The sequence below is a fragment of the Elusimicrobiota bacterium genome, from assembly GCA_016788905.1.
GTDB lineage: Bacteria > Elusimicrobiota > Elusimicrobia > FEN-1173 > FEN-1173 > JADKHR01.
Window position 1 is genome coordinate 1 of record JAEURZ010000029.1, and the last position, 17,207, is coordinate 17,207.

14 protein-coding genes are annotated in these 17,207 nt (G+C 53.7%); all 14 read right to left on the reverse strand.

The window, feature by feature from the left end:
• Nucleotides 1–181: 181 nt before the first annotated feature.
• Entirely contained in the window at nucleotides 182–895 is a 714-nt protein-coding gene (locus JNK54_10130; GenBank protein ID MBL8024616.1) for a hypothetical protein, read from the reverse strand.
• A 44-nt stretch (nucleotides 896–939) separates the two neighbouring features.
• Nucleotides 940–1,761: a hypothetical protein gene (locus tag JNK54_10135; GenBank protein ID MBL8024617.1), complete on the reverse strand. Its 822-nt coding sequence runs from the start codon at nucleotides 1,759–1,761 to the stop codon at nucleotides 940–942.
• A gap of 58 nt (nucleotides 1,762–1,819) precedes the next feature.
• A complete protein-coding gene (locus JNK54_10140) occupies nucleotides 1,820–2,581 on the reverse strand; it encodes a hypothetical protein (protein MBL8024618.1) in 762 nt (253 codons plus the stop codon).
• Between the two features lie 268 nt (nucleotides 2,582–2,849).
• Nucleotides 2,850–3,926: a hypothetical protein gene (locus JNK54_10145; protein MBL8024619.1), complete on the reverse strand. Its 1,077-nt coding sequence runs from the start codon at nucleotides 3,924–3,926 to the stop codon at nucleotides 2,850–2,852.
• 38 nt (nucleotides 3,927–3,964) lie between these two features.
• Nucleotides 3,965–4,810 carry a carbohydrate ABC transporter permease gene (locus tag JNK54_10150; protein MBL8024620.1) on the reverse strand — a complete coding sequence of 282 codons (846 nt, stop codon included), beginning with the start codon at nucleotides 4,808–4,810 and terminating at the stop codon, nucleotides 3,965–3,967.
• Nucleotides 4,807–7,068 carry an extracellular solute-binding protein gene (locus tag JNK54_10155; protein MBL8024621.1) on the reverse strand — a complete coding sequence of 754 codons (2,262 nt, stop codon included), beginning with the start codon at nucleotides 7,066–7,068 and terminating at the stop codon, nucleotides 4,807–4,809. Before JNK54_10155 ends, JNK54_10150 begins: the two co-directional genes overlap by 4 nt.
• Before the next feature lie 5 nt (nucleotides 7,069–7,073).
• The gene (locus JNK54_10160) at nucleotides 7,074–9,680 is read right to left on the reverse strand and encodes a hypothetical protein (GenBank protein MBL8024622.1); all 2,607 of its coding nucleotides are present in this window, start codon (nucleotides 9,678–9,680) and stop codon (nucleotides 7,074–7,076) included.
• Nucleotides 9,677–10,942: a hypothetical protein gene (locus tag JNK54_10165; protein MBL8024623.1), complete on the reverse strand. Its 1,266-nt coding sequence runs from the start codon at nucleotides 10,940–10,942 to the stop codon at nucleotides 9,677–9,679. The genes JNK54_10160 and JNK54_10165 overlap by 4 nt, the downstream gene beginning before the upstream one ends.
• Nucleotides 10,939–11,814: a hypothetical protein gene (locus JNK54_10170; protein MBL8024624.1), complete on the reverse strand. Its 876-nt coding sequence runs from the start codon at nucleotides 11,812–11,814 to the stop codon at nucleotides 10,939–10,941. The genes JNK54_10165 and JNK54_10170 overlap by 4 nt, the downstream gene beginning before the upstream one ends.
• A gap of 2 nt (nucleotides 11,815–11,816) precedes the next feature.
• Nucleotides 11,817–13,763 (reverse strand): gliding motility-associated C-terminal domain-containing protein, encoded by a 1,947-nt coding sequence (locus tag JNK54_10175; GenBank protein ID MBL8024625.1) that lies wholly within the window; start codon nucleotides 13,761–13,763, stop codon nucleotides 11,817–11,819.
• A 247-nt stretch (nucleotides 13,764–14,010) separates the two neighbouring features.
• Nucleotides 14,011–14,808, reverse strand: a complete 798-nt coding sequence (locus tag JNK54_10180; protein ID MBL8024626.1) for a substrate-binding domain-containing protein — start codon at nucleotides 14,806–14,808, stop codon at nucleotides 14,011–14,013.
• A 143-nt stretch (nucleotides 14,809–14,951) separates the two neighbouring features.
• A complete protein-coding gene (locus tag JNK54_10185; protein ID MBL8024627.1) occupies nucleotides 14,952–16,358 on the reverse strand; it encodes a DUF3131 domain-containing protein in 1,407 nt (468 codons plus the stop codon).
• Nucleotides 16,359–16,444: 86 nt separating this feature from the next.
• On the reverse strand, nucleotides 16,445–16,831 hold the full coding sequence (locus tag JNK54_10190; GenBank protein MBL8024628.1) for a DUF4143 domain-containing protein: 387 nt from the start codon (nucleotides 16,829–16,831) through the stop codon (nucleotides 16,445–16,447).
• A 13-nt stretch (nucleotides 16,832–16,844) separates the two neighbouring features.
• Nucleotides 16,845–17,207, reverse strand: a 363-nt coding sequence (locus tag JNK54_10195) for a DUF1016 family protein (protein ID MBL8024629.1), incomplete at its 5' end; no start/stop codon positions are given.

Below are 17,207 nucleotides of genomic sequence, written 5' to 3' on the forward strand. Positions count from 1 at the left end.
AACAATTTTTAAAAATTGCCCCGCCGTGTGAAATTGGATGGTACTGGGCAAAACGCCAAAACTAATTTTTTCGGCCCCCCCCGATATGTCTACAGTAAGAGCCCAGGAACGATCGGCTCCCCACAGACAAACACCCGAGAGGGCAATTACAAAAAATCGAAAAATATTTTTTATTCGCATTTTAGTCACCCACCATTTTTTCGACCTGATGAATTATCCCGGTCGAGTCTCGATAGTATGCCGTCACTGTCCCTGTTCCATCCCAGCCTTTCTGCGATAAAAGAACGTCCACCTGTCCCGACCCAAAGTTTCCGGGTGCCACGGCCACTGCGTTGCCTTCCTGATAAGCCGTTACCCGCCCCCCCCCCACCAACCCAAGATCCGCCCCCAGGGCCGGGCGAAGCGTCACATTGCCCTCATTAAGAAATCCGGCGGTCACGCTCACACGATCCGCGTGCCCCACCGTTCTCAACGATTCGATTGAAAGAGCGTACCGTTCTGTCCCCTCAATCACCAAGTGAACTTTTCGAATCACACGAATCTCACTGGTGGACAAGGGCCCCCGAACACGGGCCCACACTTGAGCCTCTCGCTCCCCCGACCCCAAGGGCACTTTCACCTTTAAACGGGCCACCCGTTTCTTTCCCGGCCGAAGGCGAAACTTTTGGGGAGACACCGTCACCCACGGCTTCTCTCCTTCCACCGGCGCCACCTGAAGGGACAACCGAACATTCACCGTCTCGGCCGAATCGTTCACCAACGTCACCGCGGCTTTGATCCGCCGCCCCGGCTCCCCCCTTAACGGTATAAACTCCGGTGTCATGTCTAACGCACGAACGGGTCCCCAGAGGAACCCCCCCACCAAAATCGCGCCCCAAACCGAACGGCTTTTCATCCGCCCCCCTCATCCACAAGACAAAAGGATCCTGCCAAACGCCTTTAGTTCAACGGTGCCGGGGTCTCGGTCAGCTTCACTTTTTCCGCTGTAACGTTAAGAGAAAATGACTTGCTCATGGTCTGAAGGGGCCCAAAAGAGTCCCCGTAGGTGGCCGTCAAATGAGCCTTGTATTCCCCGGGAGCCCAATCTGGTCTTTTGGAGCGGGCAAAAAATTCTTGGCGAGCGCCGGGAAAAACCGGGGTTCCGTACTCCAGGGGAATTCGTTCTGTCTCTCCCCCAAAAAAATCGGTGATCACCCATTCGCCCTTAGGACGCACATGGGTATTTCCATGGGAAACGAGGGTGACCGCTAACTCCAACCCGCCCGGGGTTGGCATAAAGGCTTTTTCCGCTGAAGGAGTTAATTCCACTCGCTCGGTTCCTTTAGCTGAAAGATATATGGGAATCCCATGACGAAGCTGGATTCCCATATTACCACCCGGTCCCCTTTCGGGGGGACCGCTAAAAAAGACCAACGCCAACGCCTCTCCTTCTAAATGGGGTGGAACACGTATTTTATAGCGGATCCGCTTACTGGCGTTCGGACGCAAAATCAGTTTCTTCGGGATTTTCAGGGTGAGCCATTCGGAGGGGGGAACCGGGGAGGGTTTCCCAATTTGGGTCACCCAGCCATCCTGAACCTCGATGCCGACGCGGAGAGACTCGGCGCGGGGGTTGCGAAGGCTTAAATAGCCCTTAACAGTTTTCCCTGGCGTCGCGGATATTTCGACCACCGAGGGCCGAATCTCCAAAAAGCCGCCCGCCTGGGCAAAACCAACCGCCCAGAAGAGGAAGATCGCCCACAGAGCCTGAACCCGTTTCATAAGGAGAGCTCCACTCCGCCGGAGGGCACTGGCCCCCCGGCGGGGAGAGCCTACTTAATTATTTATTGATCAGGTCAAACTTAACCGTCGTGCTATACGCCGCGGGAGGCGCGCCACTGAACTGCCCTTCCAGATAAACGTAGAAAGGAGTGGTGGGAGTGGCCAACAACTCGGTGGCACTTTCCAAGTTCGGACGCACGATGCGGGTTTCGGCGAAAGAACCGAAAGCCACGTTCAGATAGCCGCTCGCGATATCGAAACTCTGGTCCCCCTCTTGCTCCGGGGTATCTCCGTCCGCGCTGTCCTTGAGATAGGTAAATCCGTTCCCACCGGCCTGCCAAACGGGAGGATTAACCGTGGTGTCCATTTTACGCCCATCCGCCGGGTTTCCGGTCGCGGGCCCCGCGGGGATCGTGGTGGGATTCGCTAACCATCCCAACGCCACTTTCGCTCCCTCACGCGCTGGGGCGATCATACCGCCGTATTGCCATCCCCAGGTTGCGGTTGCGGGCAAAACGCCCCCGAAGTTTTCCGTATACGCTTTCAATTCCCATGACGTTTCGTTATCGTCAACGGAGATTTTCACGTATTCGCCAGGCAGGGTGGACCAGGCGGGAACAGTATTCGCGACAGAACCGAAACCAATGGCCGTCGCAAGGCTGTCATCACTGATCTTACGAACTTCCACATTCAACGCGCTGACGCCGGAAATGGTAGCGCTGACGTCAACGGTTTTGGTGTCCGCGGACGCTGCGTGAACAACATTCGCGGTAAAGGCGGCCGCGATAAGCGCAGCGCCGAGGGTTGTCATTTTTTTCATCTGTGTAGCCTCCTATCATTAAGTGGCATCAAGAATGCGCCCGTCGCCGCGAATCGCGCCCGCAACGCTGAGGGCTTTCCAACAGTTACATTGTAGTAAGCTAACCCGAAGATTCAGCGAAGAAGTTGTAAATTTGTTGTAACGTTTTTTTATAGTTTAAACTAATTATTTTTATTCCGTCAAGTCCTTAAAAGTATTCCCCATAAAAATCCGAGGTCCGCGTCCCTATCGACGGAACGCGGACCTCGGAAAGACGCAACGAAAGGATTTATTTCGCGACCCGAATTTCGGCGATATGAACGGTCCCCGCCCCACCCTGGGCTCCACTGACCGCAACGTCCAGGTAACGGATCAAGGAAGCGTCCAACCGGTTGTCGCCTCCCCACATATAAGCAAAGTCCGAGAGGGGAATGGTCACATCCACCCACTTTCCCCCGCCCGCCAACCCAGAGAAGACCTTTCCGAACGTCGAATCATCGCGGTCCACCAATTTTACTTCCAGGTCACAGGGTTCCCCGTCGCCTTTGATCCGGAACACCAAGCGCGGGTTGCCGGCCGAGAGGTCCGCGTTGATCGCACGACGAATGGACACCCATTGCCCCGCGGGGATCGAGTATTTGAGAGCCATGGTTTTGGCTCCTTTTTCTCCGACACCTGATTCCAACCCAAGGGAAGACCCTTCACCCTTCGCCACCATCCACCCTTCTTTCGATTGGCCGTTGAAGATCACACCGCCTTTGCCGATGTTGCCTTCTTTGGAGGCCGTGCCCATCCGCAAGTCCGAAATGAGCAGTTCGCCCGCCCCACCGTCACCGGCAGAGATAGCGAAATAGATGTCTTTAATCCGGCCCAAGGTGGGATCGCCACCCCACCAGTAACTGAAGTCCGCTTCGGACAAGGTCACCGTGGTCCAATCGTTGGACTCTGTGAGGAGAGGACGTTTAACGCCGTAGTTGCTGTCGTCTTCGTCCACCAGTTTAATTTCCAGATTGTTGTTGGCTCCCTTTGATTTCATTTGAAACGACAGGGCTTTCCCCTTGAAGTCATCAATGGCAAAGCCCTTGCTGATGGCCACCCATTTGCCGTTCTTCAAGTCGTAAGAAACACGTAGGGCAGATCCCCCCGGTCCGGCGACCTGACTCAGTTTCAGCTCAGAACTGTTGTCTTTGGCCTGGGCCCAGTCTACCTTAATGAAGCTATCCAAAAGTTGGGCACCCGATGCCACCGCGGGAGCCGCGCTTTTCCCTTTCGACTCTTTTGATTTGGCTTGTCCATCAACAGCCAGCCCGCCCAACGCGAAACAACACGCGAGAAGGACCGTGGTTCCTTTATTCGATATGCTCATAGAAACTCTCCTTTGAATGGTCAGGATAAAAACAAAATCTACTCTTTCAGGCCCGTTGTGGCAATACCCCGGATCACATATTTCTGGGCCAGGATGAACACCACGATCACCGGAACCACCACCACCACGGCCGCGGCCATCAGAAGACCGAAATCGGTGGGGTGCTGTCCGTTGAGATTGGCCAGGGCCACCGGAAGGGTATACCCCGCTTCGCGCACCATCACGATCAACGGCCAAAGAAAATCATTCCACGACCCCATAAAAGTGAAGATCCCGAGCGTCGCCAAAATGGGCCGGCACAGGGGAAGGACCACGCTCCAATAAATCCGAAATTCCGAACACCCATCGATGCGCGCCGATTCAATGAGGTCGTTGGGAATGGACATCATGAATTGGCGAATCAGGAAGATTCCGAACACGTTGGCCGACACGGGGATAATAAGCCCCAAATAACTGTTCAACAATCCCAGTTTCTTAAGCAAAAGGAAGACCGGGATCATGGTCAGTTGGCCCGGAACCATCATGGTCGCCAGGAGAAGACTAAATAATTTATCCCGATGGCGAAACTGGTGCTTAGCGAAAGCGTACCCAGCCATGGAATTAATGAAGAGGGACAGAATCGTGATGCTCGTGGAAACGATAACACTGTTACGGAAATGCAATAAAAAGTTGACTTCTTTGATCAGTTGGATGTACCACTGCAACGTTGGCTCGGTGGGGATCCAGGTGGGTGGGTAAGTAAAAAGCCCCCCTCCGGATTTCAAGGAAGTCGATAACATCCAGAAAAACGGAAGGAGCGTCGCCGCCGCCGTAACCGCCAGCAAAACGTGCAGCCCCCCAGACACTAACGAATCCGAAAGGAGTCGCCGGACCCGAGGCGTCATGAGTTCACCTCAAAACCATTCTTCTTCAGACGCATCTGAATAAAAGTGAAAACAAAAATAAGCCCAAAAAGCGTGTAACTGATGGCGGAGGCATACCCCAAATTAAAGAACCGGAACCCTTGGTTGTACATATGGAGAACGATCGACGTGGTGGAATCCAAGGGCCCTCCTTTCGTCATGACGTAAGGTTCCGCAAAAAATTGCAAATATCCGATGATGGTCATGATTGAAACAAAAAGGAGCGTCGGGGCCAAGCCGGGGATGGTGATGTAGCGAAAACATTGCCAGCCACTCGCCCCGTCAATACGCGCGGCTTCATACTGGCTTTCCGGGATGGTTTGAAGGCCGGCCAAAAAAATGACCATGTTGTACCCAAAGTTTTTCCAAACCGCCATGAGAATCAAAGAGGGCAACGAGGTTCGCGGGTCCGAAAGCCAAAACAGTTTTTTCATCCCCAGTCCTTCTTGAAGGAACCAGTTAAAGACCCCGTATTCCGGGTTGTAAAGCCATCGCCAAACAACAGCCACCGCCACCACCGTTGTCACCACGGGGGCGAAAAATGACATCCGGAACAACGATTTCATTTTTACCATCCGTTGATTGAGCGCCACCGCCGCCAAAAGGGAAACCGTGATCGTTAAGGGAACCCCAACAGCGGTAAAAAAAAGCGTGTTCCAAAGGGCCCGCCAGAAAATCGGGTCCTGCAAAATCCGGCCGTAATTCTCAATCCCAATGAATTGCATCCGGGTCCATTCGTTGATGCTGAAAATGTTCAGGTCCGTGAGACTGATAAGAAACGAAACCGCCATGGGGAAAAACATAAAAATAAAGAGGAGGAGCACCGCGGGAAAAACGAAAAAGAGACCAACGAGATCCCGCTGAATGAATTGCCGCCATCGAAACGGGGGGACCACCTCTTCCCCGTTCCCCAACCGCAAGTGCCAAAAGGACCGGGCCCAGAGGGCCCCAAGGAAAAGTACCGTTCCTCCAATCACCCACCAGAAAAAGGTTCGCCAGGAATTGGGCCGGCTCCCCCGCTCCACCCGCATTTTCACAATCGTGGTCTCCAATTCTTGAAGACCCAGTTGAATTTCGTCTTTTGTTAACTGCGTGTTGAGGACAATCTTTTCCATAGCGTCCTCAGTGGCGCTCGCAATTTGTTCCCATTCAGGAACGGTGGGGGGACTAGCGGTGTCGAACATCTGTTGACCGAAAATTTGGATCATGGGTTTGTCGGCAAAGAAAGGGTCTTTCCAGGCGGACTGAACCGAGGGAAGATCCGTGGTGATGCGCATCCATTCCACTTGGTTTTTCGGATCGCTTAAGAATTCGAGAAACTTGAACGCGAGATCCTTCTTCTTAGAGTCTTTGTAGACCACCAAGTTGGAACCGCCCACAAAAGAAGTCCGCGTCTTTTTTCCCGGAAGCAGGGACACACCCCACCGGCCATTGAGTTCCGGCAACTCTTTTCCCACCAACTCCACCATCCACGGCCCCGAGACGAACATGGGAAGGTAGCCCGTCCGAAAGGCGTGATAGATGTCCACATCCGCGCCCTCTTTAGAAGGCGTTAGCCCCTCTTGAAAAAAACTCCGGTAGTAAAGCATCGCTTCGAAATAGGCGGTTTCCGATGGTCGTAAGGGGTCTCCCCCATTTTGCCACACGGCCATCAGAAGGTCGGTCCACCCTCGAGACCCCAGGGAAATGCCGTAGGCTTTTTTTCCATCGGTTGTTTTTTGGCGCGAAAGGCGGGTCGCAACGGTCTTCATTTCTTCCCACGTGGTGGGCGGATGGGAAAACCCCACAGCGGCCAAGAGATCTTTCCTGTAAAAAAGAACCCGTGTGTCCACATACCAGGGAATTCCGTAAAGCCGCCCGTCCACTTCACAGGTGTGGAGCGATCCCGGGAAAAAGGCTTCGGGGTTGGCGGTGGGAGACGTGGCGGCCCGTTCGTCCAAAGCGTCCAAGGCCCCCATGGCGGCGAACTCCGCCATCCAGGTGGTCCCCATCTGGCTGACATCGGGAGGGATGCCACCCACCACAGCGGTTAAAAGTTTGGCGTGGGCGGCTTCCCAAGGAATGGCCTGAGTTTCAATCTTCGCCCCCGGGTTCTCCCGCTCAAACCGGCGGGCCATCTCCGCAATTTTCTTCCCCTCTTCGCCCATGGCCCACACCACCAAAGGCCCTTCCTCGCCCCGTAATCCCCCCGGCAAAAAAGCGGCGGCGGTCAAGAGAACGAAAAGGAATCGACGGGACATGCGATTTAGAAGGTGACTTCGAAGGTGACCCGGGTAAAATTATCGTCGAACGGAGGGCCCTGCGGTTCGTTGGCGGGATTGTCATAGCGGGAAATTTTGTGGACGGCAATGAGTTTCGCGTTATTGGCAATGTAATAATCCAACTGACCCTGCAAACTGTCGGCCGTAAAGTTTCTGTTTGTCAGGGGGTGCCAAATACGATCCTGCCGAGGCTTGATCCAGCCGGCCAACCGGGGGGTTAATTGGGCCCGCACATAAATTTCGGTCGCGATGAGCTTATCGTTCCGGTCGGTCGTGAACCCAGAACGGTCACTGGTGTAGGAATAAATGTACCGCTTGTATTCTTGGCTCAAGACCACGTCAAGGCCACGGTACCCGTAGTGCCCCACCGCCCAATTAAACTTGTGCTGGAATTCGTCCGAATCCGAGTGACGCCGAAGGGTGTCGTACTCCAAGGAACCCATCCATCCCGATTTCCGTTGAACAAGCCGTATATTGTGGGCCCATTGGTCGGAATCTGTGTCATCGTAGTAAGTGGGGTTTTGCCGGTAATGGGGTTTGTACCCCTCGTCGATATCCCGATACCCATAGGAAAGTTCAAGCCCCGGAACCAAAAGGCCATTGGTTTGAACCGAGGTCCGCCACAAAGACCCGCCCACCCGATAGGCGGGCTCGATCAGGGATGAAAACAAAGGATTGAAGGGGTCCGTGAAATCTCCTTCCGCAAACCGAGAAAAACTGTTGTAACCGTAAGTGGATTCCACTTTGATCCGCTCGTCAAAAAGCCGGCCTTGGAGCGTAACATTGTAAACCAGGTCCTGGGCCAAACGTTCCAACTTGAGGTTGTTTGAATTACCCGGTTGTTGCAGTTGGTTGTTCACAAGGACGCTGGCGGACTCTTGCTTGCCGGTCTGTTCCCAGTACACGCCGCTATAGCGCAGTTGCCATTTCGGAATAAAGTAGGTCCCCCGGGCTCCCACAGAAAAACTGTTCTGGGAATGTTTCAGGACAAAAGCATCGTAGTTAAGACGTTCCCAATCTCCCTCGGCGGATATTCCTTTGAACCCCCAAATGGGGGCCATCACGTCCACCCCGTAATCCACAAATTGGTTTCCCAAGGTCAAAAGCGAAAGGGACGGATGAAGATTGGTGGCAAAAACCTGGTAACTCAAGGTTTCCACATCGGCAAAGCGATTCTCCGTAATCGTGGCCGTGGATCCGATATACGAGGACGCCTGCCCGTATTCCTGAGATTCTGACCCCAGTTCCACCCGCGCGCTAAAATTCCCCAGTTTCCCGGTGGTAATCAGTTTTGCGTTGGTGTTCACCTGACTTTTTTCTTCCGGGGTGTAAAAATATTCTGTGAACGAGATCAAACTAAAATCCAAATTGCTGGAGGAAAGACCTAAAGGTCGGGCCGAACCATCAGCGACTGGCGCCGCCCCACTGGGCCCCGGCGCTGGCGCGACCGCGGGAACACCCGTGCCCCGCAACCGTTCCCCTGTAACCACCAGGAGATCAAACCACACCCGCCCCCCCGACGTTTTGGCCCCAGAGGTTGTGCTGGCCCCCGGGCTGACCACCGCCAACTCATAGGATTTGATTCCCACCAACTGGGGAGGCGTTCCCCTCGGCGGCTGACCCACCAACTTAAATTCGCTCACGGGCATGACCACCTGGACCCAGCGGGTCGACGCGAACGAATTTTTCGTTGTGGTTTCCCACACTTGCCCATCAGCCTCGGTGAACCGAAACCGGAAATGATTGTCCGACCCATCCCCTTTCACCCAAATCTTAACCGCGTCCACCCCGGTCCAATCCAACGGTTGAGTGGGAACCCGCAAAGCGGAGACCCAACTGCCCCAAGGTCGGCTGGTGACCAGTTGATATTGAATTTCCATCGAATAATCGCCGTCATACAAAATGCGGGAAGATTGCAACTTGATTTGGGAATCGTCCCCAGAAAAAGTCCGATAAACCGCCTCGGGATTGGCCCGGTCGAACCCATCCACCAAAACCTTGTTGGCCACGTCGCCGGTGACCGGGGCCGGCACCCCGCTCGGGCCTGAGGAGGAAGCGGCTTCCGGGGTGCCTTCGAAGGTCACATTGTCCATATAGATGCGACCCTTTTTTTTGGACCCAAACCCAAGGTTCAGGTTGTCCAAGCTGGCCAAATTAATTCCTGAAAACATGGAAAGGGGGACATAAACCCGCTGCCATTTTTTCGGGGTGTCCACAAAAAGACTGATGGAATTTTTCTTTTCTTGGCCCTTGGTGTCACGAAGCCCGACCTCAAAGAGCTCCCCCCCTTCTTCGCCACGTAAATCGAACGCCAAGTACCGGTATCCCGAAACGTCGGCCCCTTTCAAACCTACCCCCCAACCGCCCCACCCGGCCAGCTGAATGTCGTAACGGATCCCAAGAAACTTTCCTTTTTCCGCGTCCGAATACGCCCCGCTGGCGTTCAGCACACTGCCCTTCTCATCTTTGAAATCGAACGATTCGGGGACCGTTTGATCGAAATCCCCCACCAAAAGGGCCCCCCCCGCCGCCCACGTCGCCTGGACCGCCAACACCAAGACCATCCCGCCCCACCAAAAGTTCCGCCTCATTTTAGGACCATCCTTCCCACCCGTGTGCGCGTTTTTCCGAGATTTCCAATACTTGAAGCCAATTTGCATTGCGGTGTCCCGTCCTTTACATCCCGATCATGGAAAGCAAGGGCGAACCCCAACTCACGGTTCACTCCCGGCGACACATCCAGAAACGACCACGCGATGGCCACTTCCAAAATATTGAGTTTCTTATTCCAGGCGGTTTTGACTTCCGCATCGGTAGGGGCACGACGCTGAAACCAGGCCCATTGGGCAGGGTTGCCCGCGCTGGACGTTGGGGAAAACCCCAACTGAAACACGGCGGGATCCCCCCAATCAAAATCGCGCCCGTCCGGACTCACGAAAATTTCTACGCAATCGTCCTTCCACAAGGTCTCCCCGATCTCCCCGTTCACCACCTCGTTATCCCTCAACTGAACAGCCACGTAAAACCATTGGTCATCCCAACGGGTGGTCCAACGGGCGCCGGCATCCCGAATCCCCTTCCGGGCTCCGCTCTCCACATTTTCACCTTTCGAAATATTGTGCCACCCCGAACGGCCCCACTCCTTCACCCGCCCGTCCAAAAGAGGGGGAGGGTCCGCGTGGGTGGAAGTGAACGACCCCATGGGAACAGAGAAATTCTGTTCGGGGTTATCCGCGAAATAAATGTCATCAATGAAAAGGGTTCCGTTTTTCCGGGTCATGGCATCCGCGGCAAACACAATCACGAACTCTTTGATGCTGGTCCAATCTTGTATGTCCCTGAATTCACGAAGCGGAATAGCGTAACGACGCCATTCGTCCGTTAAACCCGTCACCTTGTAGCCGGCGTAAGTGGTGTTCAAACCATCTTTAATTTCAATTTTAAAGGACCGGCTAAACCCGTTAATGGGATCTCCCTTCGCCCACAAAATGAGGTGGGTGTGTTGCGAAAGATCTTGCGGAGGGAAAATGGAGTAATACCCATTGAAAGCCAGGTTGCCGATGACCGCTGGGTTCGTCTGGGAATATTGGGTCGGGATAAACACGTTTTCGCGTTTGCTTTCGATGTTGTAATCCAGCCGCAAACTTTTCCCCGAAGCCCCGACAAAAACTTGATCGTCAAATTCCACCCGACAAAAAATGCTCTTGTCGTCCGGATCATACCAGGCCCCGGTCGCGCCCCCCAACGCGTTTTCAGCTTTCCCTCCGTTAAATTGATCCAAGAGGAGCGGCGCGCCCGCCGCCACCATTGGCCACATAAAAGCCAAAACACCCGCCACGCGGATCCCTCTCATTGGCCGAACCGCATCGCCATGGAAAATGTCTGGGCGTTACCCAAATCGTCCAGGGAATCCCAGGCGTAATCAAAATCAAATGATTTATAGCGGATCCCGCCGCCGATCGAGGGGCCCCATTGGCCCTGCCTCCCGGAACGATGCAACCCGCCCCGTAAAGTGAGGGTCTTACTAAAAAATCGTTGGGCCAATCCCATCCGCCAAACCGATGGTTCACCCAAACGCTTATCGTATTGAAGGGCCAAATCCGTGAGAGGGGTGATCCGGCCAGCGGCCCCTGCCCGAACGGTGTAGGGCAAATTGTCCCGGGCGCCACTGTCCCAATCAATCCGGGGCCGGTTTATGTCCTGCCAAGCCAACGCCAATCGCAGCCGATCGTTAAAGGGCCGGTAAAGAACCCCCAAATCAAACCCCAACCCGGTCCCTTTCACGTCTGTGCCGTAGGCGGAATAGTATCGCATCCCCACACCGACGCTCATGCAATCCTGGCACAGTTTTCGGCCGTAGGACAGCATGTAAGTGCTTTCAGCGTAATTGAAAAAGCTCGCCTCGCCCTGGGTATCCAAATGCAAAACCTGCCCGCTCAAGGTTCCTTTCCCCACGTTGGGATGGGTGTAACCCGCCCCCGCATACCGGAGCAAACCCAACCCGTAAAGATCCTCGTAAGCGGCCGAAAAATGTCGGTCCTTCACCAAAGCCAACCCCGCGGGGTTCCAGTAAGCGGCAGTCCCATCCTCCGCCAACGCCACGTAAGCCCCCCCCATCCCTTTCGCCGCGGCCCCATACCCCAACGGTTCAAACGCCGCCGAATGCCCCATAACCCCAAGAGACCCCAAAACAAGAACACCCACCCCCACCCGACGCATCGCCATCCTCATCGCATCACCCCAACAATCTGCTTAAAGGTGTCTTTTCCCGCATTTAATCCGTCAGCATCCAAGACGAAGAAGTAAACCCCATTGGCCACCCGTTCCCCGTTATCACCCACCCCATCCCAAGTCAGAAACAAATCACCGGCGCTCTGACTCCCCAGATCGAGTGTTTTTACAGGAACCCCCTGAAGATTGAACACCCGAAACACCACAGCGGCTTGTTGCGACAACGTATAATCGACACGGAAGATATCTTTCAACCCATCGCCGTTGGGCGTAAACGGATTGTCCGGGGTCGAGACACTTGCAAGAACGCGACCGAGATTCGGTTTGCTAACGGCGGGTGGAGACACCGATTCCAAAAGGTCAAGATCCAACGTACCCGCCGCCGCCTCCCCCCGGGCCAAAATAAATTCCATCTGGGGAATTCGAACCAGATTCAAATTAGCGTCCGCCCCCAAGGCAAAGAAAGAAAATTGATCCACAGGAAGGGAAACTGTTTTCCAGACGCCCTCCGTGTTGGAAGCGTCCGCTAAAACTTTTCGGTACACCGTCCCATCCTCGTCAACAAGTTTCACCTCAATGTCACTGTTCCCACCTGTTCCCCTGAATGAAAACCGGACCATGGGTTCCTTGAGCAAATTTGTCACAAAATCTTTCTCGGCGACAGAAAAGGCCTGTCCCGGTTCCGAAGAAAAGCTGTAGTCCAAGCGCGCCACCTTGGTGGCTCCCGAGAGGCCCACCACCGAGGGATCTGTCTCAGAGGTCAGAGCAACCGTTGATGTATCCAAAGGAGCGGCCGTGATATAGGGGGCTTTGGGTAAAGCGGAAAAGTCATCCAAGACCCGAACCGTCTCACCGGACCCCGCGGGTCCCACAAGAGCGAGATCGTCCAAATAGACCCGATGGGTTCCCACCGTATTGAACACAAAAACAATTTCGGTCAATGCCGAAAAATTCAATGCGGGATTTATGGCTTTAAAGGACGCCAAGGGATAGGATAGTTTTGTGAACTCTGTGGTCGAAATTCCCGTGACTGTTTGTTCAACCATGTGCACGGGTTCCGTGGATTTTAATTGGATGCGGAGGGGCCCGTTGCCCGGAACACCCTTGATCCAAAACTCAATAGCTTCATCTCCTTGAGCAACCGCTTTTCCTAAAATATGCGAGGCGAAACAGTATCCACTCGGAAGCGTGCAGTCGAATTGCCGACTGTAGGAACCTCGGTGAACCTCCGTGGTGACAGGGAGAAAAGAATGGGGGTTGCTGGACGGGGTCGCTCCCACAATAATGGACTGGGGGCCGGATCGATCATTTATTAAAGGATTTGGTCCCTCCGCGGAATCGATAACCGAAACACGAGAAGAAGCCTGGACCAAGCGAAACCCATCGAAATAAATGGACCCCTCACTCGCGACGGCATCCGTATCCCGGCTGACCCCAAACCCAAATTTGGACACCCGAGACAAATCGAAAGAACTGTTCCCAAAATCATTTGTGAAGAAACTGGCGAAAGGAACCGTCATCTCGCGCCACACATTATCCGTTACGGGGGTGAACTTGTACATCAAGTTATCCGCCAAAATCGTGGTGCCGCTGTCGGAGTCAACGAACTTGATTTCGATGGTGTTCGTCCCCCCCGTGGCGCGGTACCGGAACTGAACAGCGTCGGCACCCAACGCCGTAAAATCCACAAAAGGCGCGCTGTTGTTGTAAATGCCCGCGTAATGACCGGCCTCAAGGCTGTAAGTCATTCGGAGCGCGTTCCCGCTTTGTCCGGTGACCGTCGAGAGCGAAACAGTCGCCCCCGCGGCGTCCGTCACCGTGTTCCAACCGACGGTCGATTCAAAAGGATCCAGGACAGTGGCTTGGGTGGGAAGAATAGCGGTGCACAGAGCCAGGGCGGCCCCGAAAATAATATATGGTCGATCCAACTTCTTTGTTGGCACCTATCGCCTCGTTATGTTTCGACCGCGAATAGAATACAGCTCCATCAAACAGGAAGATTGTATGAATTTATAAAAATATTGCAAGAAATTTCTTCTCCAAACCCTGAGGAGAAAGCCATCGCAACGCCATTCTTTAGCGCCTAAATTTCATAATTACATTAAAAGTATTAGTCCATTGACACCCCTCATCCATCTCTCCCGGCCATCTTTTCCATAAGAGTGTGGAGGGAATTCCCTCCAAAAAATATCAGCGCGGGTTTTTGTTAACGGAAAAACCAGAAGAACCGCGAAAAACGGGTTCTCCAGAAAAAGGTTGAACCTCGATAGTGGGCCGCCGCCCGGTTTGCATCCAATCCTTTAACCACGCACCGGCGTGGCGCGCCATTTCTTTCAACGGCTGACGAACCGACGTTAATCCACGGGATTCGGCCTCAGGAATATCATCAAACCCCGCCAGGGCAATAGATTCAGGAACCTTGATCTTTCTTTCGATCAGAAAGTCCCAAGCCCCCAAAGCCATATGGTCGTTGGCCGCAAAAACCGCCGTCGGCTGTGACGCTACATTCAGAAGATGCTCCATGGCTTTCGGACCTTCCTCCCGGGAAAAACGTCCTTCCACAACAAGGCCAGGATCCCAAGGAATCCCCCGATCGGCCAACCCTTGGCGATATCCCTCCAGCCGGTCCTTGCCATTGGAAGTTTCCATTTTCCCAGCAATAAACCCAATCCGTCGATACCCTAAACCCACCAAATACCCCGTCATTTCCCGTGACGCCCCCACGTTGTCCAAATCAACAGATGGGATTCCCTCTACCACCCCATTCACCACCACCACAGGCCCCCCCGCTTTTCGCACCTCTTCAATCTGAGAAACATCGGGCGCTAATAAAATATATCCATCCATGGATTGTTCTTTAGGATTTACGAAAAGGTGGGCTGAATCAAAAACGGCAGACAATCCGGACAAGCACGCAGAGAAGTAAGGAGAAGAAAGGTCCGGTTCCGAGTGGGTCATCACCCCCACATGAAGAGAGAGTCGTGGCACTCTGACGTGTTTACTCACACCTGCCCGGGAAATCAATAGGTTTTCCCTCGCCTCTCGGGAGAGGAGGGGCTGAGGGAAAAAGGTGTTTAAACTGGGAAAGGGAAGCGTAATTTCTGCTGGGGAAAAGATACATCCAAAAACACCTACTGAAAATAAATTTCTCCCGCCAAAAGGCCCACACGCTCTTTCATGAGCGGGTGGCTCATGAATCGTTCTCGGATGGATCCAAATTCCAAATGGTTATCGATGGCGATCAGGGTCATCCCCTGGTCGAGAGCCAAATACCGGGGAGAGGTTTTCCCCGTCTTGACGTCCACGCTGTCGTAAAACCCATATTCCCCATAAAGTCCTTGGATGCGCGCCAATTTGCGAATATTTTCAATGGCCCGAACCGGATCCACACCTAAAGCCAAGAAACTGGCGTGGGGGGTGATCACCGCTTCGTCCGCGTATCCCTTCGCGCCCAAGAAGGGAACCCCATATTCTTTGTAGCCTTGCGGCACGTCCGGGATAGCGCACGGGGAAATCCCCCACACCGGGTATCGCTTTTCAACTAAAGCGTAACGGATCTGGGCCTCCACAATGGCCCGGGCGTTGGCCCCCAACCCCTCGGGAGAATAATCCTGCTCATTGATCACCAAGGTGGGCATGAGAAACTCGAACATGCTCCCACCCCAGGAAGGAACAAAACGCAAATCCCCATGCCGATACGTCCCAAAGAAAACATCGTATTTCCCGACCGAGCGAATAACACCTTTCGGCTTCTGGCTCTGCCACTCCCATTCGGCGGGGAGCGTCCGAAAAAGTTTGTACCAGTGTTCTTCCGGTAAATCGCCCATGGCAATCCCGATGTAAGACGTAATGCGAGGTTCCGTTAAAAGGAGCCCGTAATGGTTCGAGGAAAGTTCCCCTTTCCTCGCGTCGTACCCTCCATACAGTTGGCCCAACTCCGGGTCATACACTTTCGAAAAATCAAAATCCGACAACAGAGCATCGATATCCGTTTTCAGGAGGGGATGAGCCTGGCCCGCAACGATAAGTCCCGCGGCCAACCAACCGTTGTCAACGGAAGAAACAAACGAACTGCTGGCTTTCAGCGTAATGGTTTCATAATAATTAAAAAATTGACCTTCCCATCGGGGCAAGCCTTGAAGGGTGGTCAGGGTTTTCCGCAGACGCACCTCGGCGTCCTTGTGAGACAGAAACCCCATGTCCTGGGCCGCCACCAAACACATCAGATACAAACCGATGTTGGTGGTGGAGGTATAACTCATCACTTTGGTGTAGCCCGGCGAAATGAGAACGTTATCCAAGGGCAACCCATTTTCCTTGTCCACCAGGTCACGGAAATACCCCCAGGTGTCCCGGGCAATGGCCGTCAATAATTCCTTATCCCCCAATTGGGAGCTAAGGCTCTTCGTGACCGTAGGATTAAACCGGTAGAGGCGGGCCTGCTGAACAGCCTCCGAAAGAGGCGGCTTCCCCGCCTGAGCCGACAACACCCAGGGAAGAAACAACAACAAAAGTGATTTTTTAATGGCAGATGTCATAAGGGCCGAAGGAAGTTTAGCAAAAAAACACCCTCGCGATGGGGGTTGGAGGGGGATTGTTGATGAACCTGTCGGCCAAAAAATTATTAAACGAGGACAGCGTTTTCATGACAGGCTAAAAGGGAACGGCCCATGGGCGAAAGAAATATCCGTCTCGGATTTGGGGGTCGCGCCCACCAAAAATAACGGCCCCCCCCCTTGTTCCGATTCCCTTTCAAATTCTCCCACCGACGAATCGACTTAACAAAATCCCCATGGATTGTCTCGGCGGATTTTATTTCCACCGGCCAGAGACGATCCCCGTAATCAACCAGGAGATCTATTTCTTCCCCTTTGTGATCCCGCCAAAAAGACAACGGAGGCTCCTCTCCTCGATGCCAAAAGTATTTTGCGATTTCCGAGACCACCCACGTTTCAAAAATGGCCCCTTTCAGCGGATGCGTCGGATTTTCTGGGCACCCGTCAGGATTCATCCAGCAATTCTCCCTAGGAAAATCGAGACGTCAACGTTTTCCGTGTTTGTTGAAGTTCCTTGGCAATCTCGCCTTCTTTGGGGAGTGCCGTCTTGTATTCCGCCGCCAAAACCTTATTGGGGAGCCCCGCCAACGCATAGTGGGCAACAGCGGCATCTTTTTCAGCGCAAAGAATGAGACCTACCGGAGGGTTTTCATTGGGATGAGTCCAATGTTCTTGGGCGTAATTGAGATAAAGGTGCATCTGGCCGGCGTCCGCATGTGAAAATTTATTCAATTTCAGGTCGATTAATACGAGAGCTCGTAATCGTCGGTGAAAAAAAACGAGATCCACCCTGTACCATTCGTTTCCAACACGAAGTCTCTTCTGTCTGGC

Bases quoted from the DNA above. Each gene is read 5' to 3' on its own strand.
- JNK54_10130 (MBL8024616.1), bottom strand. From the start codon at position 895: ATGAAAAGCCGTTCGGTTTGGGGCGCGATTTTGGTGGGGGGGTTCCTC.
- JNK54_10135 (MBL8024617.1), bottom strand. From the start codon at position 1,761: ATGAAACGGGTTCAGGCTCTGTGGGCGATCTTCCTCTTCTGGGCGGTT.
- JNK54_10140 (MBL8024618.1), bottom strand. From the start codon at position 2,581: ATGAAAAAAATGACAACCCTCGGCGCTGCGCTTATCGCGGCCGCCTTT.
- JNK54_10145 (MBL8024619.1), bottom strand. From the start codon at position 3,926: ATGAGCATATCGAATAAAGGAACCACGGTCCTTCTCGCGTGTTGTTTC.
- JNK54_10150 (MBL8024620.1), bottom strand. From the start codon at position 4,810: ATGACGCCTCGGGTCCGGCGACTCCTTTCGGATTCGTTAGTGTCTGGG.
- JNK54_10155 (MBL8024621.1), bottom strand. From the start codon at position 7,068: ATGTCCCGTCGATTCCTTTTCGTTCTCTTGACCGCCGCCGCTTTTTTG.
- JNK54_10160 (MBL8024622.1), bottom strand. From the start codon at position 9,680: ATGAGGCGGAACTTTTGGTGGGGCGGGATGGTCTTGGTGTTGGCGGTC.
- JNK54_10165 (MBL8024623.1), bottom strand. From the start codon at position 10,942: ATGAGAGGGATCCGCGTGGCGGGTGTTTTGGCTTTTATGTGGCCAATG.
- JNK54_10170 (MBL8024624.1), bottom strand. From the start codon at position 11,814: ATGGCGATGCGTCGGGTGGGGGTGGGTGTTCTTGTTTTGGGGTCTCTT.
- JNK54_10185 (MBL8024627.1), bottom strand. From the start codon at position 16,358: ATGACATCTGCCATTAAAAAATCACTTTTGTTGTTGTTTCTTCCCTGG.
- JNK54_10190 (MBL8024628.1), bottom strand. From the start codon at position 16,831: ATGAATCCTGACGGGTGCCCAGAAAATCCGACGCATCCGCTGAAAGGG.